Source organism: Citrobacter sp. C5_2 (assembly GCF_014596845.2).
Taxonomy (GTDB): domain Bacteria; phylum Pseudomonadota; class Gammaproteobacteria; order Enterobacterales; family Enterobacteriaceae; genus Citrobacter; species Citrobacter werkmanii.
The window spans coordinates 4,796,883-4,822,041 of the sequence record NZ_CP115032.1; the positions used below are offsets into that span (position 1 = coordinate 4,796,883).

A 25,159-nucleotide genomic window follows, 5' to 3' on the forward strand; every position below is an offset into this window, starting at 1 on the left:
AAAAGTAAACAGAGAGAAACGGGAAGGAGAAGTGAAGTGGTGCTGATACCCAGAGTCGAACTGGGGACCTCACCCTTACCAAGGGTGCGCTCTACCAACTGAGCCATATCAGCACGTCTGGAGCGGGCAGCGGGAATCGAACCCGCATCATCAGCTTGGAAGGCTGAGGTAATAGCCATTATACGATGCCCGCATCCTGAAACTCGGCTACCCAGTTCTTTCTGTAACAAAAAAGAGATTTCTCTCTTTTATGTTCGAGCTGATTAATTTTTTAACCAACTCAGGCGGCGATAACGCTGCCAGAAAGTGGTGGTGGGGGAAGGATTCGAACCTTCGAAGTCTGTGACGGCAGATTTACAGTCTGCTCCCTTTGGCCGCTCGGGAACCCCACCGGACTTGATGGTGCCGACTACCGGAATCGAACTGGTGACCTACTGATTACAAGTCAGTTGCTCTACCTACTGAGCTAAGTCGGCATCAAGTAGCGCGCATTTTATGGAGACCTGCGCACTCATGCAACTAAAAAATTGCATAAAATGTTCTATCGCTCACATTTTGCACTATACGTCCGATAAATAATCTATTTCTTCGTATGATTGGACAAATTTCCAACGGCGCGCGCCCTTCCAAAGGCAAGTTTTTCGCCGCCATGCACTTATCCATAGAGAGAAAGTACCTCTTTATACATCTGGAATAGCCGTCACATTGCTTTTCAGGGGATGATTTTTTCTTATTATTCCCCCTCATCTGGTGTTACCCTCCTGCCCATTGTCCAAATTAACTGAAATGTGCGTGCCATTGCGTGCCGGGGATGATTTCGTTTTTTTACCGCAGACCTGATATAGCAATGACAGCCAGACCATGCGTATGAGTATAAAAGAGCAAGCGTTAACGTCGCCTTACCTACAGTTTGATCGCAACCAGTGGGCTGCGCTTCGTGATTCCGTGCCAATGACCCTGACCGAGGAAGAGATTGCTCGTCTGAAAGGCATTAACGAAGACTTGTCGCTGGAAGAAGTTGCCGAAATTTATTTGCCTCTATCGCGTTTGCTAAATTTTTACATCAGTTCGAACCTGCGACGTCAGGCGGTGCTGGAGCAATTTTTAGGCACTAACGGCGAGCGTATTCCTTATATTATCAGCATTGCTGGCAGCGTCGCCGTTGGCAAAAGCACCACAGCACGTGTTTTGCAGGCACTGTTGAGTCGCTGGCCTGAGCATCGTAAGGTTGAATTGATTACGACCGACGGTTTTCTTCATCCCAATCAGGTGTTGAAAGATCGTGGACTCATGAAGAAGAAAGGCTTCCCTCAGTCCTATGATATGCACCGCCTGGTTAAATTCGTTTCCGATTTGAAGTCAGGCGTACCCAACGTCACGGCACCGGTATACTCCCATCTTATCTATGATGTGATCCCTGATGGCGACAAAACTGTTGCCCAACCCGACATATTAATACTTGAAGGGCTTAATGTATTACAGAGCGGGATGGATTATCCTCACGATCCGCATCATGTATTTGTTTCTGATTTTGTCGACTTTTCTATTTATGTTGATGCGCCAGAGGAATTACTCCAGACGTGGTATATCAACCGCTTCCTGAAATTCCGCGAAGGGGCATTTACCAACCCAGACTCTTATTTCCATAATTATGCGAAATTGTCGGAAGACGAGGCAATCAACACGGCCACTTCGTTATGGAAAGAGATTAACTGGCTGAATTTAAAACAAAATATTTTACCAACGCGTGAGCGTGCCAGCTTAATCATGACCAAAAGCGCTAATCATGCTGTTGAAGAGGTCAGACTACGCAAATAAATTAATAAGGGGAGCCGCAGCTCCCCTTGTTATTATTCAGCGCTTCTGAGCGATATTTCTCCGCCCATCCAGGGTTTTATCACGCCATTTTGTTCGAGCAATAATGCACCTTGTGCATCTATTCCACGAGATATCCCAAATATTTCTTTATCGCCAATAATGAGTTTTACCGGGCGGTCGATAAAGTTGTCCAGCGTCTTCCAGCGGGACAAATACGGCGCTAAGCCCTCATGCTCAAACAATACCAACGCAGCGCGCAGCTCGCGGATTAGTCGGGCAGCAAGGGTATTGCGGTCAATGTTAATTCCCGCTTCCTGGAGATTAATCCAGCCCTGATTAACGACATTCTCTTCTACCCGGCGCATGGACATATTAATACCCGCACCGATAACAATTTGCGCGGCATCGCCCGTCTTACCGGTGAGTTCAACCAGAATTCCGGCCAGTTTACGATCGAGCAGATAGAGATCGTTCGGCCATTTCACGCGAACTTTATCCGCCCCCAGATCGCGTAAAACCTCCGCCATGACAATACCAATCACCAGACTCAGACCAATTGCGGCTGCCGGTCCTTGCTCCAGTCGCCAGAACATTGAGAGATACAGATTGGCGCCAAACGGTGAGAACCACTTACGTCCGCGACGACCACGGCCGGCCTGCTGATACTCAGCGACGCAGGCATCCCCTGACTCCAGTTGACCAATACGGTCCATCAGGTACTGGTTGGTTGAGTCGATAACCGGCAGAACCGTGATATTCCCTCCATCCAACTGAGAATGAATCAGTGATGAGTCTAATAACTGGATAGGCTCAGGTAAGCTGTATCCTTTACCGGGAACAGTAAAGACATCAACGCCCCAGTCGCGTAGCGTCTGAACATGCTTATTGATTGCCGCACGGCTCATTCCCAGCTGTTCACCAAGCTGCTCACCGGAATGAAATTCGCCATCGGCTAACAAGGAAATAAGCGTCAGGGGGACGGTATTATCTTTCATGCGATGATCTCCACAGCATTCACTTCACCCTGTGGGCCAATAAATCTGACCTCGGGTTCGAGCCAGACATTGAATTTCTCACCGACTTTTTGGCGTACATGATGCGCTAGTTGTACCACATCCTGACTGGTCGCACGGTCTGCATTAATCAGTACCAGTGCTTGCTGCTGATGTACCGCTGCCCCACCAATACGCATGCCTTTTAGCTGGCATTGATCGATAAGCCAGCCGGCAGCCAGTTTTACTGCACCATCTACCTGCGGGTAATGAGGCGCAGTCGGGAATTTGGCCAACAGTTCCTGCGCAACGTGCGCTGTAACAACCGGGTTTTTAAAGAAGCTACCCGCATTACCGTTAACTTTCGGGTCAGGCAGCTTTGTTGTGCGCATATGACAGACAGAATCAAAAACCTGCTGAGGCGTCACGGTTGTAGGATCCAGACGCGTCAGGTCACCGTAAGTGAGAACGGGCTGCCACTGTTTAGGCAAGCGCAAACCAACGGCAACAATTGCGAAACGATCCTGATATTCATGCTTGAAGATGCTGTCACGGTAACCAAAACGGCATTCCGCGGCGCTGACGCGCAGATGTTTGCCGGTTGACAGTTCAACGCAGTCTACATATTCGCAGACACGCTGCAGCTCCACACCATAAGCACCAATATTCTGAATGGGCGATGAACCGACACATCCGGGAATGAGTGCCAGATTTTCCAGTCCAGGCATACCTTCTTGCAGCGTGTGCTGTACCAGATGATGCCAGTTCTCACCGGCACCGACGTGCAGGTGCCACGCCTCAGGTTGTTCTGTGATCTCAATGCCCTTGATTCGATTGACGATCACCGTTCCATGGAAGGTATCGAGAAACAGGACGTTACTCCCCTCGCCCAGGATCAGTACTGGATGATGTGATGCATTCGCTGATTGCCAGGCATTCAGCAGTTGTTGCTCATTTTCGGCGCAGACAAGCTCATTAGCTTGTTGATCGATACCGAAGGTGTTCCAGGCTTTAAGGGAGTGATTCATAGACGCTTTCCTGATGCAAAATCGCGCTTAGTTTACCGCATATGCCGCAGGATGGCTTGTCTTATGGAGGCAAGGGGGTTGCCTGATGCGCCTTGGCAGGCCGGATAAGGCGGGATGCCGCATCCGGCAGGTTTCACTCTGCACAGACGCAAAAAAGCCCATCCGGCAGGATGGGCTTCTTCACTTGTTTGATGCCTGGCAGTTCCCTACTCTCGCATGGGGAGACCCCACACTACCATCGGCGCTACGGCGTTTCACTTCTGAGTTCGGCATGGGGTCAGGTGGGACCACCGCGCTACAGCCGCCAGGCAAATTCTGTTTATTAACCCGCTTGTCGCCGGTTAATCTTATCTGTATCAGGCTGAAAATCTGTCTCTTCGCCAAAACATCTTCGGCGTTGTAAGGTTAAGCCTCACGGTTCATTAGTATCGGTTAGCTCAACGTATCGCTACGCTTACACACCCGACCTATCAACGTCGTCGTCTTCAACGTTCCTTCAGGAGACTCTAAGTCTCAGGGAGAACTCATCTCGGGGCAAGTTTCGTGCTTAGATGCTTTCAGCACTTATCTCTTCCGCATTTAGCTACCGGGCAGTGCCATTGGCATGACAACCCGAACACCAGTGATGCGTCCACTCCGGTCCTCTCGTACTAGGAGCAGCCCCCCTCAATTCTCCAGCGCCCACGGCAGATAGGGACCGAACTGTCTCACGACGTTCTAAACCCAGCTCGCGTACCACTTTAAATGGCGAACAGCCATACCCTTGGGACCTACTTCAGCCCCAGGATGTGATGAGCCGACATCGAGGTGCCAAACACCGCCGTCGATATGAACTCTTGGGCGGTATCAGCCTGTTATCCCCGGAGTACCTTTTATCCGTTGAGCGATGGCCCTTCCATTCAGAACCACCGGATCACTAAGACCTGCTTTCGCACCTGCTCGAGCCGTCACTCTCGCAGTCAAGCTAGCTTATGCCTTTGCACTAACCTCCTGATGTCCGACCAGGATTAGCTAACCTTCGTGCTCCTCCGTTACTCTTTGGGAGGAGACCGCCCCAGTCAAACTACCCACCAGACACTGTCCGCAACCCGGATTACGGGCCCACGTTAGAACACCAGCCATTAAAGGGTGGTATTTCAAGGACGGCTCCATGCAGACTGGCGTCCACACTTCAAAGCCTCCCACCTATCCTACACATCAAGGACCAGTGTTCAGTGTCAAGCTATAGTAAAGGTTCACGGGGTCTTTCCGTCTTGCCGCGGGTACACTGCATCTTCACAGCGAGTTCAATTTCACTGAGTCTCGGGTGGAGACAGCCTGGCCATCATTACGCCATTCGTGCAGGTCGGAACTTACCCGACAAGGAATTTCGCTACCTTAGGACCGTTATAGTTACGGCCGCCGTTTACCGGGGCTTCGATCAAGAGCTTCTCCTTACGGATAACCCCATCAATTAACCTTCCGGCACCGGGCAGGCGTCACACCGTATACGTCCACTTTCGTGTTTGCACAGTGCTGTGTTTTTAATAAACAGTTGCAGCCAGCTGGTATCTTCGACTGATTTCAGCTCCATGAGTAAATCACTTCACCTACCTATCAGCGTGCCTTCTCCCGAAGTTACGGCACCATTTTGCCTAGTTCCTTCACCCGAGTTCTCTCAAGCGCCTTGGTATTCTCTACCTGACCACCTGTGTCGGTTTGGGGTACGATTTGATGTTACCTGATGCTTAGAGGCTTTTCCTGGAAGCAGGGCATTTGTCACTTCAGCACCGTAGTGCCTCGTCATCACACCTCAGCGTTAAAAGGTACCGGATTTACCTGGAACCTCCGCCTACATGCTTAAACCGGGACAACCGTCGCCCGGCCGACATAGCCTTCTCCGTCCCCCCTTCGCAGTAACACCAAGTACAGGAATATTAACCTGTTTCCCATCGACTACGCCTTTCGGCCTCGCCTTAGGGGTCGACTCACCCTGCCCCGATTAACGTTGGACAGGAACCCTTGGTCTTCCGGCGTGCGGGTTTTTCACCCGCATTATCGTTACTTATGTCAGCATTCGCACTTCTGATACCTCCAGCAACCCTCACAGGCCACCTTCAACGGCTTACAGAACGCTCCCCTACCCAACAACACATAGTGTCGCTGCCGCAGCTTCGGTGCATGGTTTAGCCCCGTTACATCTTCCGCGCAGGCCGACTCGACCAGTGAGCTATTACGCTTTCTTTAAATGATGGCTGCTTCTAAGCCAACATCCTGGCTGTCTGTGCCTTCCCACATCGTTTCCCACTTAACCATGACTTTGGGACCTTAGCTGGCGGTCTGGGTTGTTTCCCTCTTCACGACGGACGTTAGCACCCGCCGTGTGTCTCCCGTGATAACATTCTTCGGTATTCGCAGTTTGCATCGGGTTGGTAAGTCGGGATGACCCCCTAGCCGAAACAGTGCTCTACCCCCGAAGATGAATTCACGAGGCGCTACCTAAATAGCTTTCGGGGAGAACCAGCTATCTCCCGGTTTGATTGGCCTTTCACCCCCAGCCACAAGTCATCCGCTAATTTTTCAACATTAGTCGGTTCGGTCCTCCAGTTAGTGTTACCCAACCTTCAACCTGCCCATGGCTAGATCACCGGGTTTCGGGTCTATACCCTGCAACTTAACGCCCAGTTAAGACTCGGTTTCCCTTCGGCTCCCCTATACGGTTAACCTTGCTACAGAATATAAGTCGCTGACCCATTATACAAAAGGTACGCAGTCACACCCGAAGGTGCTCCCACTGCTTGTACGTACACGGTTTCAGGTTCTTTTTCACTCCCCTCGCCGGGGTTCTTTTCGCCTTTCCCTCACGGTACTGGTTCACTATCGGTCAGTCAGGAGTATTTAGCCTTGGAGGATGGTCCCCCCATATTCAGACAGGATACCACGTGTCCCGCCCTACTCTTCGAGTTCACAACCTGTGCATTTTTGTGTACGGGACTATCACCCTGTACCGTCGGACTTTCCAGACCGTTCCACTAACACACATGCTGATTCAGACTCTGGGCTGCTCCCCGTTCGCTCGCCGCTACTGGGGGAATCTCGGTTGATTTCTTTTCCTCGGGGTACTTAGATGTTTCAGTTCCCCCGGTTCGCTTCGTTAACCTATGTATTCAGTTAACGATAGTGTGACGAATCACACTGGGTTTCCCCATTCGGAAATCGCCGGTTATAACGGTTCATATCACCTTACCGGCGCTTATCGCAGATTAGCACGTCCTTCATCGCCTCTGACTGCCAGGGCATCCACCGTGTACGCTTAGTCGCTTAACCTCACAACCCGAAGATGTTTCACTTCTGATTGCGAAAATTTGAGAGACTCGAACACACCATTTATCTGTTCTTATTACGGCGAACAGACACAGTGTGTCGTTTCAATTTTCAGCTTGATCCAGATTTTTAAAGAGCAAAACTTCGCAGTGAACCTTTTCAGGTACACTCTGAAGTTTTCTTGGGTTGTTGCAGTAAAGATGGTGGAGCTATGCGGGATCGAACCGCAGACCTCCTGCGTGCAAAGCAGGCGCTCTCCCAGCTGAGCTATAGCCCCATCGTAGTTATCTCATTCACCTTAATTCTTGCTGAGACAAGGCGTGGAACGGCGAAGCATACTTCAGTATGTGAGTCGTTTCACAACGCGGTATCAGAAAGAATTTGGTAGGCCTGAGTGGACTTGAACCACCGACCTCACCCTTATCAGGGGTGCGCTCTAACCACCTGAGCTACAAGCCTGCAGAGATTTTCTTACTGCTAATTTTCATCAGACAATCTGTGTGAGCACTGCAAAGGTCGGTTCTTTAAGGTAAGGAGGTGATCCAACCGCAGGTTCCCCTACGGTTACCTTGTTACGACTTCACCCCAGTCATGAATCACAAAGTGGTAAGCGCCCTCCCGAAGGTTAAGCTACCTACTTCTTTTGCAACCCACTCCCATGGTGTGACGGGCGGTGTGTACAAGGCCCGGGAACGTATTCACCGTGGCATTCTGATCCACGATTACTAGCGATTCCGACTTCATGGAGTCGAGTTGCAGACTCCAATCCGGACTACGACATACTTTATGAGGTCCGCTTGCTCTCGCGAGGTCGCTTCTCTTTGTATATGCCATTGTAGCACGTGTGTAGCCCTACTCGTAAGGGCCATGATGACTTGACGTCATCCCCACCTTCCTCCAGTTTATCACTGGCAGTCTCCTTTGAGTTCCCGGCCGGACCGCTGGCAACAAAGGATAAGGGTTGCGCTCGTTGCGGGACTTAACCCAACATTTCACAACACGAGCTGACGACAGCCATGCAGCACCTGTCTCAGAGTTCCCGAAGGCACCAAAGCATCTCTGCTAAGTTCTCTGGATGTCAAGAGTAGGTAAGGTTCTTCGCGTTGCATCGAATTAAACCACATGCTCCACCGCTTGTGCGGGCCCCCGTCAATTCATTTGAGTTTTAACCTTGCGGCCGTACTCCCCAGGCGGTCGACTTAACGCGTTAGCTCCGGAAGCCACGCCTCAAGGGCACAACCTCCAAGTCGACATCGTTTACGGCGTGGACTACCAGGGTATCTAATCCTGTTTGCTCCCCACGCTTTCGCACCTGAGCGTCAGTCTTTGTCCAGGGGGCCGCCTTCGCCACCGGTATTCCTCCAGATCTCTACGCATTTCACCGCTACACCTGGAATTCTACCCCCCTCTACAAGACTCTAGCCTGCCAGTTTCGGATGCAGTTCCCAGGTTGAGCCCGGGGATTTCACATCCGACTTGACAGACCGCCTGCGTGCGCTTTACGCCCAGTAATTCCGATTAACGCTTGCACCCTCCGTATTACCGCGGCTGCTGGCACGGAGTTAGCCGGTGCTTCTTCTGCGAGTAACGTCAATCGCTGTGGTTATTAACCACAACGCCTTCCTCCTCGCTGAAAGTACTTTACAACCCGAAGGCCTTCTTCATACACGCGGCATGGCTGCATCAGGCTTGCGCCCATTGTGCAATATTCCCCACTGCTGCCTCCCGTAGGAGTCTGGACCGTGTCTCAGTTCCAGTGTGGCTGGTCATCCTCTCAGACCAGCTAGGGATCGTCGCCTAGGTGAGCCGTTACCCCACCTACTAGCTAATCCCATCTGGGCACATCCGATGGCAAGAGGCCCGAAGGTCCCCCTCTTTGGTCTTGCGACATTATGCGGTATTAGCTACCGTTTCCAGTAGTTATCCCCCTCCATCGGGCAGTTTCCCAGACATTACTCACCCGTCCGCCACTCGTCACCCGAGAGCAAGCTCTCTGTGCTACCGTTCGACTTGCATGTGTTAGGCCTGCCGCCAGCGTTCAATCTGAGCCATGATCAAACTCTTCAATTTAAGTTTGATGCTCGTGAATTAAACTTCGTAATGAATTACGTGTTCACTCAGAGACTTGGTATTCATTTTTCGTCTTGCGACGTTAAGAATCCGTATCCTCGAGTGCCCACACAGATTGTCTGATAAATTGTTAAAGAGCAGTTGCGACGCGCCTTAGCGCTCTGTCGCGAGGTCCCGTATATTACGTTTTCCTCATTCAGAGTCAAGCATTTATTTTTGCTTTTCTCTCCGGGATTCTCACTGGAACCCCGCTGACCCGGCGGCGTGTAATCCGTTGTTCCGTGTCAGTGGAGGCGCATTATAGGGACTTATTTCAGGCTGACAAGGGGAAATTCAAAATAATCTTCCGAGTGCGCATTTTTTCATCAAAACCGATTAAACCGCCAGTTTTTCGAGCGTTTTGAAGCCATAACGTTGCAGCACGGGCAATAATTGTTCGGCTTCTGTCGTCATCGCCATACAGAATGCGACATTCTCATCGGTTGATTTCGCGTCGGGCGCTTCATGTTCTAATAACCAGGCCGTGCGACGCGCAATCGCGGCCCCTGAATCCACCAGTCGCGTCCCCTCGGGCAGGACCTGTAAAAGTTCTTCCTGTAATAGAGGGAAATGGGTGCAGCCCAGCACCACCGTGTCGGGTGGTTCCGACATCCGCAGCCACGGACGTAGAATGCGGCGCAACTCTTCCAGAGAGACCGTTTCGCCGTGCAGCTTCGCTTCCGCCAGTTCTACCAGCTCGGCAGACCCCAACATCGCAATCTGACATTCGTTAGCAAACCGCGCAATCAACTCATGGGTATACGACCGCTTCACCGTTGCACGTGTAGCCAACAGTCCCACAACGCCATTCGCCGTGAGTCGCGCCGCCGGTTTAATAGCAGGAACGACGCCTACAACCGGGAAGGCAAATTTCGCACGTAATGCAGGAAGCGACACAGTGCTTGCGGTATTACACGCGATGACCGCAAGAGAGAGTGGATAGCGCTGCTGGACCGCAGTCACAATCTCAACAACACGCTCGACGATAAATTCCTCGCTCTTCTCACCATAAGGGAAGGCGACATTATCAAAAGCGTATATATAGTGGAGATCCGGCAGGAGACTGCGGATCTCATTGTAGACCGACAACCCACCGACGCCGGAATCAAACACCAGCACGGTGGGACGTGGATCAGAAGGTGTAGCTGCCAGACAAGGTGTATTCCCGCCCTGCAGTTGCGTAGCCATAAACTGTCTCGTAATCTTTATCGAACAGGTTGGCGATTTTACCACGAACAGTCAGCTGTGAGGTGATTGGATATGCCACTGTCAGATCCCACAGGCTCACTCCCCCCATTTTTACCGGCTGATTGGTGACGAAGTCCGTGTCATAACGCGTTCCCAGATAATGATAGGTCAGGCCCCAGTCAAAATCGTAAACCTGCCAGTCAAGCTGGTACTTCACCTGCTGTTTAGAACGACGCGCCAGTGGTTTATCGGTAATCGCATTTCGTGCATCAACGTAATCGTAGCTCAGGGTGTGCGCCAGCGGCCCGGTATCAAAGTTTGCTGTCGCTTCGACACCTTTAATACGTACTTTGCCTTCGTTAAAGTATTTCTCGGTATGTGGGTCGTAATCGATCATGTTATCGATATCGTTGCGATATCCTGACAAACGCCAGTTCACATCCGCCGTCAGCCCTTCAAACGCCCCTTCCCACTGCTTACTCTCTTCAGGATCCAGATTCGAATTGCCGTAATAGCCATGCAACTGCCCGAGATTTGGTGCTTTGTAGGAAGTACCGTAGGAGGCAATAAAGCGATAACCTTCAATAAACTCCCACCCGGCACTGGTTTGCCATGTACCATGGCGACCAAACTCGGAGTTATCATCACTGCGCGCCGCACCTTCAAAGGTAAAGTCACCCAGTTGCTGCAACCCGGTGAGATAGAGGCCAGTGTTACGCTGGTCGTAACCGTCCGTGACATACGCGGTGCCAGGCTCCGTAGTTTGCTTTTGCCAGTCGACGCCCGCGCCCACATTACCGTGGCCAACCACCATACTGTTCGACCACTGAACATTATATTGCTTCATCTCATCCAGCGTGGCCGAGGAGTCATAGCGGCCATAATCCGGATCATAGTTGTAGTCTTTACTGTGGCTATAGCTGGAAACCAGCTGTGACTGGATAATTTCACCATTGAAGCGCAGTCCGGCATCCCAGCTTTGGCTATAGAGTTTTCGGGTATCGACCAGTGGTGAGTTCGGAGAATAGTACGAATCGTAATTCGTGCGGTTATCATAACCGTAGCCGCGAACAAACCCGCTCCAGGTGTCAGAGAAGTTGTGTTCCAGCGCGCCATATAGCGTCTTACTTAAGAAGCCGTCTTTGTCGGGTTGAGCCTGAGAGCCAGTACTACCGTAAGCCACGACATCAAAGCCTTTGGTATAGGCATAATCGCCCATCAACGTGACACGCGTATTTTCACCTAACTGTTGTTGGGTTGAGACATCGTAATTCTGGTAGCCATTGCTTCCCACGCCAGCGGTCAGTTCCGTCCCCGGCTTTTCGCGCGTCGTAATGATATTCACCACGCCGCCGATCGCATCAGAACCATAAATAGCCGAACGCGGCCCACGAATGTACTCAATACGTTGTACCAACGATACCGGGAACTGGCTAAGATCGGCTGCGCCGCTAACCCCTGCCAGGTTCAGACGCACACCGTCAATCAGCACCAGAACATGGCTGGCGTTGGTGCCGCGAATAGAAATAGACGAATTTTGTCCCATACCACCGTATTGGGCGATATCCACGCCTGGCAAGCGACGAAGCACATCATTCACGGAGGTGGATTGCCAGCGATCGATATCCTGACGCGTAACAACGGTGATAGGAGCAAGTACTGCACTACGAGGCTGCTGAAAACGGTTGGCAGTGACGACGAGAGTATCTGGGCTAGCATCCTGTGCCCAACCAGAAAATGCCGTGACGGAAAGCGCCGTCCACAGCAACGATTTTTTAATCATTGTAAAGCATCCACAATATAAGAAGGATGCCGCAGGTCCCACCGATAGTACGCGATGATGAAAACCAGATGCGACGTTAGCCGGCAGGTCTTCGGGCTTGGAGGCGACTTAAAGAGACGATGACTTCCCACGGCAAGCCGCAGTGTCTGCACCAGGTGCGCTCATCTCCTACCTTCCTTACCGCTGCGCGTCAGCTCCAGATTCACACTGGATTCCCTTTTAACTCACAGGACCGGAAAACGGATGCTACAGTTTGTTACAACCCACTGTCCAGACTGTGTATCACAATATCGGAAATCATCAATGACTGGACATCTGTTGAGCAATCCCTACAATCCCCGCGTACTTTTATTTTTCAGGACGCATCATGACCCCCGAACATCTTCCGACAGAACAGTACGACGCGCAGTTAGCTGAAAAAGTGGTGCGTCTGCAGAGCTTAATGACACCGTTTTATGCACAGGCTCCGGAAGTGTTTCGCTCACCGGTCAGTCACTACCGTATGCGTGCCGAATTCCGGCTGTGGCATGACGGTGATGACCTGTACCACATCATGTTCGATCAACAGACGAAAAGCCGTATTCGCGTCGACAGCTTCCCGGCGGCCAGCGAGCTTATCAACACGCTGATGAAGGCAATGATTGAAGGGGTACGCAACAACCGTGTCCTGCGCCACAAACTGTTCCAGATTGATTACCTCACCACCCTGAGCGATCAAGCGGTCGTCTCGATGCTGTACCATAAAAAGCTGGATGACGAATGGCGTCAGGAAGCCGAAGCGCTACGGGACGCGCTGCGTGCGCAAAACCTGAACGTGCATCTGATTGGCCGGGCCACCAAAACCAAAATCGAGCTGGATCAGGACTATATTGACGAACGCTTGCCGGTCGCAGGGAAAGAGATCATCTATCGCCAGGTTGAGAACAGCTTCACCCAGCCCAATGCCGCGATGAATATTCAGATGCTGGAATGGGCGATTGATGTCACCAAAGATTCCCAGGGCGACCTGCTTGAGCTGTACTGCGGTAATGGCAACTTCTCATTAGCGCTGGCGCAAAATTTCAACCGCGTGCTGGCGACTGAAATCGCCAAACCATCCGTGGCGGCTGCCCAGTACAACATTGCGGCTAACCATATTGATAACGTACAAATTATCCGCATGGCCGCAGAAGAGTTTACTCAGGCGATGAATGGGGTTCGCGAGTTCAACCGTTTGCAGGGGATCGATCTGAAGAGCTACCAGTGTGAAACCATTTTCGTTGACCCGCCGCGTAGCGGTCTGGACAGCGAAACGGAGAAAATGGTACAGGCGTATCCGCGGATTCTGTACATCTCCTGCAACCCGGAAACGCTGTGTAAGAATCTGGAAACGTTAAGCCAGACGCACAATGTTTCACGTCTGGCTCTGTTCGATCAGTTCCCGTATACGCACCATATGGAGTGTGGCGTGTTACTGACCGCGAAGTAAGTGATGTCCTGGCCGGGCTTGCCCGGCCTACAAATATTATTCCGCAATTTCCTGCTTACGGTTACGCACTTTAACGCCGATCCAGAACACCAGAATCACCGACAGTACCGCCGGGAAGAAGTTAGAACCAATATCCGGATATTCAGCGCGTACCACGGTGCTGTACAACAGAACACCGAGAATAAAACAGGCGGCGGCCAGGCCTGGTAGCCCCACAGGCATGGTGCGGTTCTGATAGCGTTGATGCAGACAATAAACCGTCAGCACCAGCGAAATAATCGGGAATACTGAGAATGGCACAATGGAGCTAAACAGCGCCGCAAATGTGCCATTGATCGATAAGCCAGCAACCAGCGCCAGCAGCAGCGTACCTTTATCTTGACCTGACTGTTTCATTGCTCGTCCTTCTCGTTACTCGGAGTGGTGCGTCATCTTCTCTTGTTCACGGCGGTACCAATAAAATGCGCCTTTCGCAATCATGCGTAGTTGCAATACCAGCCGCTCTTCCAGCTGTCGACGCTGTTCAGCGCCAACATCCAGTGCTTCTGCCCCGGCGCTGAACACAATCGTTACCATGGCTTCGGCCTGCGCTTCAGTAAACGCACGGGGCATATGGTTTTCGAGTTCCAGATAGTCCGCAAGTTCCGCAATGAAGTGCTGAATTTCACGTGCGACCGCTGCACGAAACGCTGCGGAGGTTCCCGAACGCTCGCGCAATAATAAACGGAAGGCGTTGGGATTGTTGCCGATGAATTCCATAAATGTTGAGACCGAGGTACGGATCACACTCCCGCCTTTGGCGATACGCTGACGCGCCTGACGCATCAACTGACGCAGCATCAGACCACTTTCGTCCACCATCGTCAGCCCGAGCTCATCCACATCGCGGAAATGGCGATAAAACGAGGTTGGCGCAATGCCCGCTTCACGAGCAACTTCTCGTAAACTGAGACTGGCAAAACTACGCTCAGCACTGAGTTGACTAAATGCAGCCTCTACCAGCGAACGCCGGGTTTTCTCTTTTTGTTGCGCTCTAACGCCCATCACGATGTCTGAATCCTTCCACATACCTTGCTGGCACTATACCAGAGATTAGGCGGTTGGCATGGCTTTGTTAATGATTGTTTACGCGCAGTTTGTGCTTCGACTTCGCAAAAAAGCACAACGATAATTGGGTTATCCCGACAACGATGTTACTATTCTGTTGCTTTTATGTATAAGAACAGGTAAGCCTGACCATGTCACATTCCTACGATTACGATGCAATAGTAATAGGTTCCGGTCCCGGCGGCGAAGGCGCTGCAATGGGTCTGGTTAAACAGGGAGCGCGCGTCGCGGTGATTGAGCGCTATCATAACGTCGGCGGAGGCTGTACCCACTGGGGCACCATCCCGTCGAAAGCACTCCGCCACGCCGTCAGCCGTATTATTGAATTCAATCAGAACCCACTTTACAGCGACCATTCCCGACTTCTCCGTTCTTCCTTCGCCGATATTCTCAACCATGCTGATAACGTGATTAATCAGCAAACACGCATGCGGCAAGGTTTTTACGAGCGTAATCACTGCGAGATTTTGCAGGGAAATGCCCGTTTTGTTGACGAACACACTATTGCCCTGGAATGCCACGACGGCACGGTGGAAACGCTGACCGCGGATAAGTTCGTGATCGCCTGCGGTTCACGCCCTTATCGCCCTGTTGACGTCGACTTTTCGCATCCCCGGATTTATGACAGCGACTCCATCCTGAGTCTGCACCACGAACCTCGCCACGTTCTGATTTATGGCGCAGGGGTTATTGGCTGTGAATATGCGTCGATCTTTCGTGGAATGGACGTCAAAGTTGATTTAATCAACACCCGCGATCGTCTGCTGGCGTTCCTTGATCAAGAGATGTCCGACTCGCTCTCTTACCACTTCTGGAACAGCGGTGTGGTTATTCGCCACAACGAAGAGTACGAGAAGATTGAAGGTTGCGATGACGGCGTCATCATGCACCTGAAATCCGGTAAAAAACTGAAGGCTGACTGTCTGCTGTACGCCAATGGCCGCACCGGTAATACCGATTCGCTGGCGCTGGAAAATATTGGTCTGAAAACCGACAGCCGTGGGCAGCTCAAAGTAAATAGCATGTACCAGACGGCACTGCCGCACGTGTATGCCGTAGGGGATGTGATCGGCTATCCGAGTCTGGCATCGGCGGCCTACGATCAGGGACGTATTGCCGCCCAGGCACTGGTGAAAGGCGAAGCCACCGCGCATCTGATCGAAGATATCCCAACCGGGATTTATACCATTCCTGAAATCAGCTCCGTTGGTAAAACCGAGCAGCAGCTTACGGCGATGAAAGTCCCATACGAAGTTGGCCGCGCCCAGTTTAAACATCTGGCACGTGCGCAAATCGTGGGCATGAGTGTCGGCACGTTGAAGATTCTGTTCCATCGCGAAACCAAAGAGATTCTGGGGATCCACTGCTTTGGGGAACGCGCGGCCGAAATTATTCACATCGGTCAGGCGATAATGGAGCAAAAAGGTGGTGGTAACACCATCGAGTACTTCGTTAACACCACCTTTAACTACCCAACCATGGCGGAAGCCTATCGGGTAGCGGCGCTAAATGGCTTAAACCGCCTGTTTTAACGCACTGTCGAAATGGCCATCCATTGATCCACGGATGGCCTCTGCCAGCTGTTCATAACGGCTGCGCAGCGGCGAACCTGGACGATACACCAGGCCAATCGTGCGGCGCGGTTCTGGCTTAATGCATGGCAGATAGACAACACCATCACGCTTGCGCTCCGACGGAACAGCCAGCGCAGGCAGTAACGTAATACCGCTACCTGCCGCCACCATATTGCGCAGCGTTTCCAGACTGGTTGCCCGGAAATGGGTATCTTCATCAGCACCTGCTTCAAAGCAGAAGCCCATGGCCTGATCGCGCAGGCAGTGGCCGTCTTCCAGCATCAGCAGTTTTTCACCCGCCAGATCGGACATCGGTACACAGTCACGGTTTGCCCATGGATGATCTTCATAGATCGCCAGCATCATAGGCTCATCAAATAACGGTACTTCGATGAATGCCTCACTCTCTTTCACCAACGCCAGAATCACGCAGTCGAGCTTACCGCTATCCAGTTGCGCCAACAGCTGATGCGTCTGCGCCTCATGCAGATACATTTCCAGTTTTGGGAAGGTCTGGTGCAACATAGGAATAATATGCGGCAGCAGGTATGGCCCCACCGTTGGGATCAAACCAATATGCAGCGGGCCAGACATCGTCTCGCCTTGTTGGCTTGCCATCTCCTTGAGCACTTTGACCTCGCGCAGCACGGTGCGCGCCTGATCCACCAGCAGCAGACCTGCCTGAGTGAACAGCACCTTGCGACTCGTACGCTCCAGCAACATGACGCCCAGCTCATCTTCCAGCTTACGGATCTGCCCGCTCAGCGTTGGCTGGCTCACGTGGCAGGAGTCTGCCGCCCGTCGGAAGTGACGATGTTCGGCAAGCGCCACCAGGTATTCAAGATCACGAATATTCATTATTCATCCTCCATCGCCACGATAGTTCGTAGCGATAGGTAGCATAGCAACGAACGATTATCCCTATCAAGCTTTCTGTTTAATAATGCACCACAGAAACGGAACGGTACCCCTTTAACCCTTGAAGCTACTGTCCGTTTAGAGAGTTTCTCTCATACTCGAAATAACTAAAGCCAACGTGAACTTTTGCGGACCTTGCGTCCGCATTTTTTTTGCATAAAAAAGCCCGGCAAGATGCCAGGCTCTGATCACTGTTTGCCTGATGGCGCTATGCTTATCAGGCCTACAAAGACAAAAGTTACGCCAGACGCGCCTTCGCGTAATCAATCGCCTGTGCGACCTGCTGTGGCGACACGCCGCCTTTCGCCGCACGTTTGTCCAGACACGATTGTAGAGAAAGGATCGGATAAACGTCATCGCCAATAACCGGACTGAACTTCTGTAAGTCGGTCAGCGACAACGCTTCCAGCGGTTTGCCCTGGCGAATCGCCTCAACCACCGTTTCACCCACAATGTGGTGCGCTTCGCGGAACGGCACGCCTTTCGCTACCAGATAATCCGCCAGCTCAGTAGCGTTGGCATAACCCTGCTGCGCCGCTTCCTGACAACGCGGACGTTTCACCTGAATGCCATCCAGCACCAGCGCGGCCATATGCAGACAATCCAGCCAGGTGTCGAGCGCATCGAACAGCCCTTCTTTGTCTTCCTGCATATCTTTGTTATACGCCAGCGGTAGACCTTTTAAGGTCATCATCATCCCGGTCAACGCACCCTGCACGCGACCGCATTTACCACGGATTAATTCCAGCGCATCCGGGTTTTTCTTCTGCGGCATCAGGGATGAACCAGAGGTCACTCGATCGGACAGCTCGACAAAGCCTGCTTCACCGGTATTAAAGAAAATCAGGTCTTCAGCAAAACGCGACAGGTGCACCATGCCGATAGAAGCGTCGGAGAGTAACTCCAGCACGTGGTCACGATCGGAAACGCTGTCCAGACTGTTGCGCGTTGCCGAAGCAAAGCCCAGCCAGCCGGCCAGTTGTTCGCGATCGATTTCATATGCCGTACCCGCCAGCGCGCCGCAGCCCAGAGGACTGACGTCCAGACGCTTAAGCGCATCCTGCAAACGGCTCTCATCACGCGCCAGCATTTCGACATAGGCCAGGCACCAGTGAGCAAACGTCACCGGCTGCGCACGTTGCAGGTGGGTGTAACCCGGCATAACGGCGTCCTGGTTATTCTCCGCCGTCACCACCAGCGCACTTTGCAACTGACGGTTGGCAGAGAGTAATTCAATAACCGTGTCTTTACACCACAGTTTAAGGTCGGTCGCGACCTGATCATTACGGCTACGCCCGGTATGCAGTTTTTTACCAAGCTGGCCGACTTTATCAATCAGCTTACCTTCCACCCAACTGTGAATATCTTCGGCATCGCTTTGCAGGATCTGTTGCGGGTTGGCACGAACCTCTTCCAGCAGCGTGTTCAGCGCCTCTTCCAGTTGTAGCTGTTCATCGGCAGTCAGTACGCCGACCGTTACCAACGCTTTGGACCAGGCCACAGAGCCGACAATATCCTGTTCTGCCAGGCGGTAGTCAAAACGCAACGAGTCGTTGAACTGTTTGAACCGCTGATCTGCTGCCTGTGTAAAACGCCCACCCCAAAGTGCCATAACATGCTTCCTTAAATTCTTTTAATTTCAATGCCGGATGGCGCTACGCTTATCCGGCCTGCAGGTTCTGTTCACGTAGGCCCGATAAGGCGTAGCCGCCATCGGGCATACAAATACTTAAGCCAGAATACGGGTACCGATCGGCGTGCCGTTAAACAACGCCGGGAGTTGCTCTGCATGACGCCAGGAGGCGATATCCACCGGGCGGCCCAGCGTGCGCGCGGCATCCAGCGCCGCATTGACCTTCACGATCATGCCATCGGTAATAATTCCCTGGTCGATCAACTGCTCCGCTTTCGCGGCGGTCATTTCGGCAATACGCTGACCTTTACCATCCAGAATACCGCTCACGTCTGAGAGCAGGATCAGATCCGCACCCAACGTTGCCGCCAGCGCTGTTGCCGCCTGATCGGCGTTAACGTTCATCAGCAGTCCATCTTCAGTGACGCCAATGGAGCTGACTACCGGCAGAAAACCGCTTGCCAGCAGCGTGTTAATTAGCTTAGGCGAACCCGGTTGCGCGAGTCCAACATGACCCAGCTCTTTATCGAGCGGCGTCACTTTTACGCTGTCGCCATCGCCAAGATACAGGCCCACAGAGGCGATTTGATGTTTTTTCGCCCAGGCCAGTAAGGTTTTATTCGCCGTACCCGCCAGGGCGCCAGTGATAATGTCTATCTGATCGGCAGGAGTGACGCGCAGGCCGTTTTTCTTTTTGACCGGCAGATTCAACTGCTTCATTAGCTCATCAACCACGCAGCCGCCGCCGTGCACAATAATCAGCGGACGCTGATGCGACTCACGATAATTCACCAGTGCGGTAAACAGTCGCTCCAGCGCCTCTTCGCTATCCAGTAAAACGCCGCCCAGCTTGATAATTAATGGATTCATTGTTGCACCCTTAAATAAGAGACTGCGTTTCAGCAAAGCCGAAACGGATATTTGCGCACTGCATCGCCTGTGCCGCCGCGCCTTTTAATAAGTTATCTTCGGTCGCCACCACGATCAGATGCTCTCCCTGCACGGCAAACCCGATGTCACAAAACGGTAAGCCCACCACATTCTTCAGAGCCGGAACGCCTTTGTCGTACAGACGTACCAGTGGTTTATCGCCATAGGCTTGTTGCAGTGTCTGGGCCACCTGCGCATGGGTTACGCCCGCTTTCAGACGGCAGGTGATCGTTTCCAGAATTCCGCGCGGGAAGTTCCCCAGATGTGGAGTAAAGATCACTTCCGCGCCGAGGTGAGTTGCGATTTCCGGCTGATGACGATGGGTAAACACGCCATAGGGCTGCAGGCTCACTTCGCAAAAGCTGTTCGAGATAGCCGCTTTACGGCCTGCCCCGCTGACGCCGCTGGTCGCATTAATCACCGGCCACTGGCTGAGATCCAGCAATCCGCCGTCAATCAGTGGTTTCAGCGACAACTGCGCCGCCGTCGGATAACAACCCGGTACGGCAACCAGATTCGCTTCTTTCAGTTGCTCTGCGCTCCACTCCGCCAGACCGTACACCGCCTGCTTCAGCAGTTCGGGGTGCTGATGGGTAAAGCCATAATATTTTTCATAGAACGCGCTATCGTTAACACGAAACGCGCCTGAAAGATCAAACACCACACATCCGGCCTGCAGAAACTGCGGGGCCAGGTCATGACTGACCTCATGCGCTGTGGCGAGGAACACAATGTCCACCCCTGCGCTAAACTCGCTGATATCCGACATTGGCTGCAACGGTAAATCGACAATGCCTTTCAACTGCGGATGCAAATCGGAGATGAGTTTTCCTGCATCATTGCTTTGCGCTGAGACGGTCAAAGCGGTTATGTTCATATCAGGATGGCGATTTACATAGGTCACAAGCTCTGCGCCGGCATAGCCGCTGGCGCCCACAATCAGCGTATTCAACATCGGGGCAGCTCACCTTCTTAGATTCTGTTGCCAGGTATAAGCCTTTATCACCTCACCTTACACTTGGTGGGTTTTATTACGCTCAACGTTAATGTATTTTTATTCATAAATACTGCATGAATATTGATACTATCATGACCCGAGGTGTGTCAACAATGAAAAACAATTTACCGCCATTTATCGAGATTTACCGCGCTCTGATTGCCACGCCATCGATTAGCGCCACCGAAGAAGCACTGGATCAAAGCAATGCAGGTTTAATCACTCTGCTGGCGGGCTGGTTCAAAGATTTAGGCTTCAATGTAGAGGTTCAGCCGGTCCCCGATACGCGTAATAAATTCAATATGCTGGCGAGCATTGGACAAGGGGCTGGCGGTCTATTGTTAGCGGGTCATACCGATACCGTGCCGTTTGACGACGGACGCTGGACGCGCGATCCGTTCACCCTGACAGAGCATGACAATAAGCTCTACGGCCTGGGTACGGCAGATATGAAAGGCTTCTTCGCGTTTATCCTCGACGCGCTGCGCGACGTCGACGTAGCGAAGCTGAAAAAGCCCCTCTACATTTTGGCCACTGCCGACGAAGAGACCAGCATGGCGGGGGCGCGCTACTTTTCTGAAACCACCGCTCTGCGCCCGGACTGCGCGATCATTGGCGAACCCACCTCCCTGCAGCCGGTGCGTGCGCACAAAGGGCATATCTCTAATGCAATTCGTATTTTGGGGCAGTCGGGTCACTCAAGCGATCCAGCGCGTGGCGTCAATGCGATTGAACTCATGCATGATGCTATCGGCCATATCATGACTCTGCGCGATGACCTGAAAGAACGCTATCACCATGACGCTTTTACCGTTCCGTACCCGACGTTAAATTTGGGTCATATCCACGGTGGTGACGCCGCCAACCGAATCTGCGCCTGCTGCGAGCTGCATATGGATATTCGCCCGCTGCCCGGCATGACGCTCAACGATCTTAATGGCTTACTTAACGATGCGCTGGCCCCTGTCAGCGAGCGTTGGCCGGGTCGCCTGACGGTGTCGGAACTGCATCCGCCTATTCCTGGCTATGAGTGTCCGCCAGACCATCAGTTGGTCGAAGTCGTTGAAAAACTGCTGGGAGCGCAAACGGAAGTGGTGAACTACTGCACTGAAGCGCCGTTTATCCAGACGCTTTGCCCGACGCTGGTGTTGGGCCCAGGCTCCATTAATCAGGCACATCAGCCAGATGAATACCTGGAAACACGCTTCATTAAGCCAACTCGCGAATTGATCACCCAGGTTGTGCATCATTTCTGCTGGCATTAATCGTTTATAACCTTGCTCATCCTTCAGCGGTGAGCAAGGTCATTTATTAACATTTTCATAAGCACAGCTTATTTGATTCGATGTGAATTAAATAACGTAAATTCCCGCCATTTTTTCGTTTGCTGAACCGATTTCGCAGCAATTGACGTCACGAGTTTTACGTGGCTTTATAAAAGACGGCAAAAAAATTAAGTCCGAAAAATTTCACGTTGCAGCAGTGTTGACGGCGGCGCGAAAGATACAGGACATTTACAAAAGAGATGGGGTGTCTGGGTAAATATGAACGAACAATATTCCGCGTTGCGTAGTAATGTCAGTATGCTCGGCAAAGTGCTGGGAGAGACCATTAAGGATGCGCTGGGAGAGCACATTCTTGATCGCGTAGAAACAATCCGTAAGCTGTCCAAATCATCCCGCGCTGGCAATGAAGTCAATCGCCAGGAGCTACTTACGACGCTGCAAAACCTGTCTAACGACGAACTGCTGCCGGTTGCCCGTGCGTTTAGCCAGTTCCTGAACCTGGCCAACACCGCCGAGCAATACCACAGCATTTCGCCCAAAGGCGAAGCAGCCAGCAACCCGGAAGTGATTGCTCGCACTCTGCGTAAATTGAAAGACCAGCCCAATCTCGATGAAGCCACCATCAAAAAAGCCGTGGAGTCACTCTCCCTGGAGCTGGTTCTGACCGCACACCCGACAGAAATCACCCGTCGTACGTTGATCCATAAAATGGGTGAAGTAAACACCTGTCTCAAACAGCTTGATAACAAAGATCTCGTCGATTATGAACGCCATCAACTGATGCGCCGTCTGCGCCAGTTGATTGCCCAGTCCTGGCATACGGATGAGATCCGCAAGATACGCCCAAGCCCGGTTGATGAAGCCAAATGGGGCTTCGCCGTGGTCGAAAACAGCCTGTGGGAAGGCGTGCCGAACTATCTGCGCGAGCTGAACGAACAGTTAGAAGAGAATCTGGGTTATAAGCTGCCCGTTGATTTTGTTCCGGTTCGCTTTACCTCCTGGATGGGCGGCGACCGTGACGGCAACCCGAACGTGACGGCGGATATCACCCGTCACGTGCTATTACTCAGCCGTTGGAAAGCCACCGACCTGTTCCTGAAAGACATTCAGTTTCTGATCTCTGAACTGTCGATGGTGGATGCCACGCCGGAACTGCTGGCGCTGGTCGGCGAAGAAGGCGCAGCAGAACCATACCGTTATCTGATGAAAACCCTGCGTTCACGTCTGATGGCAACTCAAGCCTGGCTGGAAGCCCGCCTGAAAGGCGAGAAATTACCGAAACCTGCCGGCCTTCTCACCCAAAACGAACAGCTCTGGGATCCGCTGTACGCGTGTTACCAGTCTCTGCAAGCCTGTGGCATGGGCATCATCGCCAATGGCGAACTGCTCGACACCTTGCGCCGCGTGAAATGTTTCGGCGTGCCGCTGGTACGTATTGATATTCGTCAGGAAAGCACCCGCCACACTGAAGCGCTGGGCGAACTGACCCGGTATCTGGGCATTGGCGACTACGAAAATTGGTCAGAAGCGGATAAACAGGCTTTCTTGATCCGCGAACTGAACTCCAAGCGTCCGCTTCTGCCACGTAACTGGGAACCAAGCAATGACACCCGCGAAGTGCTCGACACCTGCCGCGTCATTGCCGAAGCTCCGTATGGCTCCATTGCCGCCTATGTTATCTCGATGGCGAAAACGCCGTCCGATGTATTGGCCGTACATCTGCTGCTGAAAGAAGCCGGGATCGGTTTTGCTATGCCGGTGGCGCCGCTGTTTGAAACACTGGACGACCTCAACAATGCTGATGACGTCATGTCCCAGCTCTTGAATATTGACTGGTACCGCGGCTTTATTCAGGGCAAACAGATGGTCATGATTGGCTACTCTGACTCTGCAAAAGACGCGGGGGTAATGGCGGCCTCCTGGGCGCAATATCAGGCTCAGGACGCGTTGATCAAAACGTGTGAAAAAGCCGGAATCGAGCTGACGCTGTTCCATGGCCGCGGTGGTTCCATTGGTCGCGGCGGCGCGCCTGCGCATGCCGCACTGCTTTCTCAACCGCCTGGCAGCCTGAAAGGTGGCCTGCGCGTGACGGAACAAGGTGAGATGATCCGCTTTAAGTATGGCCTGCCGGAAGTGACCATCAGCAGCCTGTCGCTATATACCGCAGCCATCCTCGAGGCCAACCTGTTACCGCCGCCAGAGCCGAAGGATAACTGGCGCCATATCATGGATGAGCTTTCTGATATCTCGTGTGAGCTCTACCGTGGATATGTACGTGAAAACAAAGACTTCGTCCCTTACTTCCGCTCCGCAACCCCAGAGCAGGAACTGGGTAAATTGCCGCTCGGCTCACGTCCGGCAAAACGCCGCCCGACTGGTGGGGTAGAGTCTCTGCGCGCCATTCCATGGATCTTTGCCTGGACGCAGAACCGCCTGATGCTCCCGGCATGGCTGGGGGCAGGCACCGCGCTGCAAAAAGTGGTGGAAGACGGTAAGCAAAGCGAACTCGAAGCAATGTGCCGCGACTGGCCATTCTTCTCCACACGCCTTGGCATGCTGGAAATGGTTTTCGCTAAAGCAGACCTGTGGCTGGCTGAATACTACGATCAACGTCTGGTCAAAAAAGAGTTGTGGCCGCTCGGCGAAGAACTGCGTCAGCGCCTGGCAGCAGATATCGACGTCGTGCTGGCGATTGCCAATGACTCACATTTGATGGCCGACCTGCCGTGGATTGCCGAGTCCATCCAGTTAAGGAATGTTTATACCGATCCGCTGAACGTTTTACAGGCAGAGCTGTTACACCGCTCGCGCCTGGCGGAAGAGCAAGGCAATGCGCCAGATCCACGCGTTGAACAAGCGCTGATGGTAACCATCGCAGGTGTTGCTGCCGGTATGCGCAATACAGGCTAACGTCCCCTCCCGTCGCCTTCGTGCTATTGCGCGAAGGCGACATCAAAAATCGCTGTTATAACGGCTTCATTTTCAATATATTCCCGCCTGAATTTATTCATTTAATGAATGGATC

Annotated in this window: 15 protein-coding genes, 6 tRNA genes, 3 rRNA genes, 1 pseudogene and 1 riboswitch; of the genes and pseudogenes, 6 read left to right on the plus strand and 19 right to left on the minus strand. The window is 52.4% G+C overall.

Features of this window, described 5'->3' with window-relative positions; all coding sequences use genetic code 11:
• Positions 1-37 precede the first annotated feature (37 nt).
• From ICA20_RS23265 to ICA20_RS23280, 4 genes are all read right to left on the minus strand, one after another.
• A tRNA-Thr gene (locus ICA20_RS23265) sits at positions 38-113 on the minus strand.
• A gap of 5 nt (positions 114-118) precedes the next feature.
• Positions 119-193: transfer RNA gene (locus ICA20_RS23270), tRNA-Gly, on the minus strand.
• A 114-nt stretch (positions 194-307) separates the two neighbouring features.
• Positions 308-392, minus strand: a tRNA-Tyr gene (locus ICA20_RS23275).
• 8 nt (positions 393-400) lie between these two features.
• Positions 401-476, minus strand: a tRNA-Thr gene (locus ICA20_RS23280).
• Between the two features lie 19 nt (positions 477-495).
• Between ICA20_RS23280 and ICA20_RS23285 the strand changes: the two are divergent.
• Both ICA20_RS23285 and coaA read left to right on the plus strand, forming a co-directional pair.
• A pseudogene (locus ICA20_RS23285) lies at positions 496-564 on the plus strand (hypothetical protein); the annotation flags it as partial.
• 303 nt (positions 565-867) lie between these two features.
• Positions 868-1,818, plus strand: coding sequence for a type I pantothenate kinase (gene coaA / locus ICA20_RS23290; protein ID WP_032940924.1), 951 nt, complete (start codon positions 868-870; stop codon positions 1,816-1,818).
• A gap of 32 nt (positions 1,819-1,850) precedes the next feature.
• Here coaA and birA read toward each other — a convergent pair whose 3' ends face one another.
• The 9 genes from birA to btuB form a co-directional block, all read right to left on the minus strand.
• Positions 1,851-2,813: a bifunctional biotin--[acetyl-CoA-carboxylase] ligase/biotin operon repressor BirA gene (birA, locus tag ICA20_RS23295; protein ID WP_038636096.1), complete on the minus strand. Its 963-nt coding sequence runs from the start codon at positions 2,811-2,813 to the stop codon at positions 1,851-1,853.
• Positions 2,810-3,838: a UDP-N-acetylmuramate dehydrogenase gene (gene murB / locus ICA20_RS23300; protein WP_038636094.1), complete on the minus strand. Its 1,029-nt coding sequence runs from the start codon at positions 3,836-3,838 to the stop codon at positions 2,810-2,812. The genes birA and murB overlap by 4 nt, the downstream gene beginning before the upstream one ends.
• A gap of 193 nt (positions 3,839-4,031) precedes the next feature.
• Positions 4,032-4,147, minus strand: a 5S ribosomal RNA gene (rrf, locus tag ICA20_RS23305).
• A 92-nt stretch (positions 4,148-4,239) separates the two neighbouring features.
• Positions 4,240-7,144: ribosomal RNA gene (locus ICA20_RS23310) — 23S ribosomal RNA — on the minus strand.
• Between the two features lie 198 nt (positions 7,145-7,342).
• A tRNA-Ala gene (locus tag ICA20_RS23315) sits at positions 7,343-7,418 on the minus strand.
• Between the two features lie 105 nt (positions 7,419-7,523).
• Positions 7,524-7,600 (minus strand) — tRNA-Ile (locus ICA20_RS23320).
• Between the two features lie 71 nt (positions 7,601-7,671).
• Positions 7,672-9,211 (minus strand): 16S ribosomal RNA (locus tag ICA20_RS23325).
• The 16S, 23S and 5S rRNA genes sit together here with 2 tRNA genes alongside, the layout of an rRNA operon.
• Positions 9,212-9,586: 375 nt before the next feature.
• Positions 9,587-10,438 (minus strand): glutamate racemase, encoded by an 852-nt coding sequence (gene murI, locus ICA20_RS23330; RefSeq protein WP_038636091.1) that lies wholly within the window; start codon positions 10,436-10,438, stop codon positions 9,587-9,589.
• The gene (gene btuB / locus ICA20_RS23335) at positions 10,383-12,221 is read right to left on the minus strand and encodes a TonB-dependent vitamin B12 receptor BtuB (protein WP_038636088.1); all 1,839 of its coding nucleotides are present in this window, start codon (positions 12,219-12,221) and stop codon (positions 10,383-10,385) included. The genes murI and btuB overlap by 56 nt, the downstream gene beginning before the upstream one ends.
• Positions 12,222-12,285: 64 nt before the next feature.
• Positions 12,286-12,473, minus strand: a riboswitch (cobalamin riboswitch).
• A 115-nt stretch (positions 12,474-12,588) separates the two neighbouring features.
• Here btuB and trmA point away from each other — a divergent pair.
• Entirely contained in the window at positions 12,589-13,689 is a 1,101-nt protein-coding gene (gene trmA / locus ICA20_RS23340; protein ID WP_038636085.1) for a tRNA (uridine(54)-C5)-methyltransferase TrmA, read from the plus strand.
• 36 nt (positions 13,690-13,725) lie between these two features.
• Here the strand turns inward: trmA and ICA20_RS23345 are convergent, their stop codons facing one another.
• Positions 13,726-14,085 carry a YijD family membrane protein gene (locus ICA20_RS23345; protein ID WP_038636082.1) on the minus strand — a complete coding sequence of 120 codons (360 nt, stop codon included), beginning with the start codon at positions 14,083-14,085 and terminating at the stop codon, positions 13,726-13,728.
• 15 nt (positions 14,086-14,100) lie between these two features.
• Positions 14,101-14,736 carry an HTH-type transcriptional repressor FabR gene (fabR, locus tag ICA20_RS23350; RefSeq protein ID WP_003028862.1) on the minus strand — a complete coding sequence of 212 codons (636 nt, stop codon included), beginning with the start codon at positions 14,734-14,736 and terminating at the stop codon, positions 14,101-14,103.
• A gap of 191 nt (positions 14,737-14,927) precedes the next feature.
• On the opposite strand from fabR, the gene sthA reads away from it, so the two are divergent.
• Entirely contained in the window at positions 14,928-16,328 is a 1,401-nt protein-coding gene (gene sthA / locus ICA20_RS23355) for a Si-specific NAD(P)(+) transhydrogenase (RefSeq protein WP_032940238.1), read from the plus strand.
• Here the strand turns inward: sthA and oxyR are convergent.
• The 4 genes from oxyR to argC all read right to left on the minus strand — a co-directional run bounded on the left by oxyR (position 16,311) and on the right by argC (position 20,806).
• On the minus strand, positions 16,311-17,228 hold the full coding sequence (gene oxyR, locus ICA20_RS23360; RefSeq protein WP_038636079.1) for a DNA-binding transcriptional regulator OxyR: 918 nt from the start codon (positions 17,226-17,228) through the stop codon (positions 16,311-16,313). The genes sthA and oxyR overlap by 18 nt on opposite strands.
• 298 nt (positions 17,229-17,526) lie before the next feature.
• Positions 17,527-18,900 (minus strand): argininosuccinate lyase, encoded by a 1,374-nt coding sequence (gene argH / locus ICA20_RS23365; protein WP_038636075.1) that lies wholly within the window; start codon positions 18,898-18,900, stop codon positions 17,527-17,529.
• A 117-nt stretch (positions 18,901-19,017) separates the two neighbouring features.
• Entirely contained in the window at positions 19,018-19,791 is a 774-nt protein-coding gene (gene argB / locus ICA20_RS23370) for an acetylglutamate kinase (protein WP_038636072.1), read from the minus strand.
• Positions 19,792-19,801: 10 nt separating this feature from the next.
• Entirely contained in the window at positions 19,802-20,806 is a 1,005-nt protein-coding gene (gene argC / locus ICA20_RS23375; protein WP_038636069.1) for an N-acetyl-gamma-glutamyl-phosphate reductase, read from the minus strand.
• Between the two features lie 155 nt (positions 20,807-20,961).
• On the opposite strand from argC, the gene argE reads away from it, so the two are divergent.
• The gene (argE, locus tag ICA20_RS23380) at positions 20,962-22,113 is read left to right on the plus strand and encodes an acetylornithine deacetylase (RefSeq protein ID WP_038636066.1); all 1,152 of its coding nucleotides are present in this window, start codon (positions 20,962-20,964) and stop codon (positions 22,111-22,113) included.
• 279 nt (positions 22,114-22,392) lie between these two features.
• A complete protein-coding gene (gene ppc, locus ICA20_RS23385) occupies positions 22,393-25,044 on the plus strand; it encodes a phosphoenolpyruvate carboxylase (RefSeq protein ID WP_038636064.1) in 2,652 nt (883 codons plus the stop codon).
• Positions 25,045-25,159 lie beyond the last annotated feature (115 nt).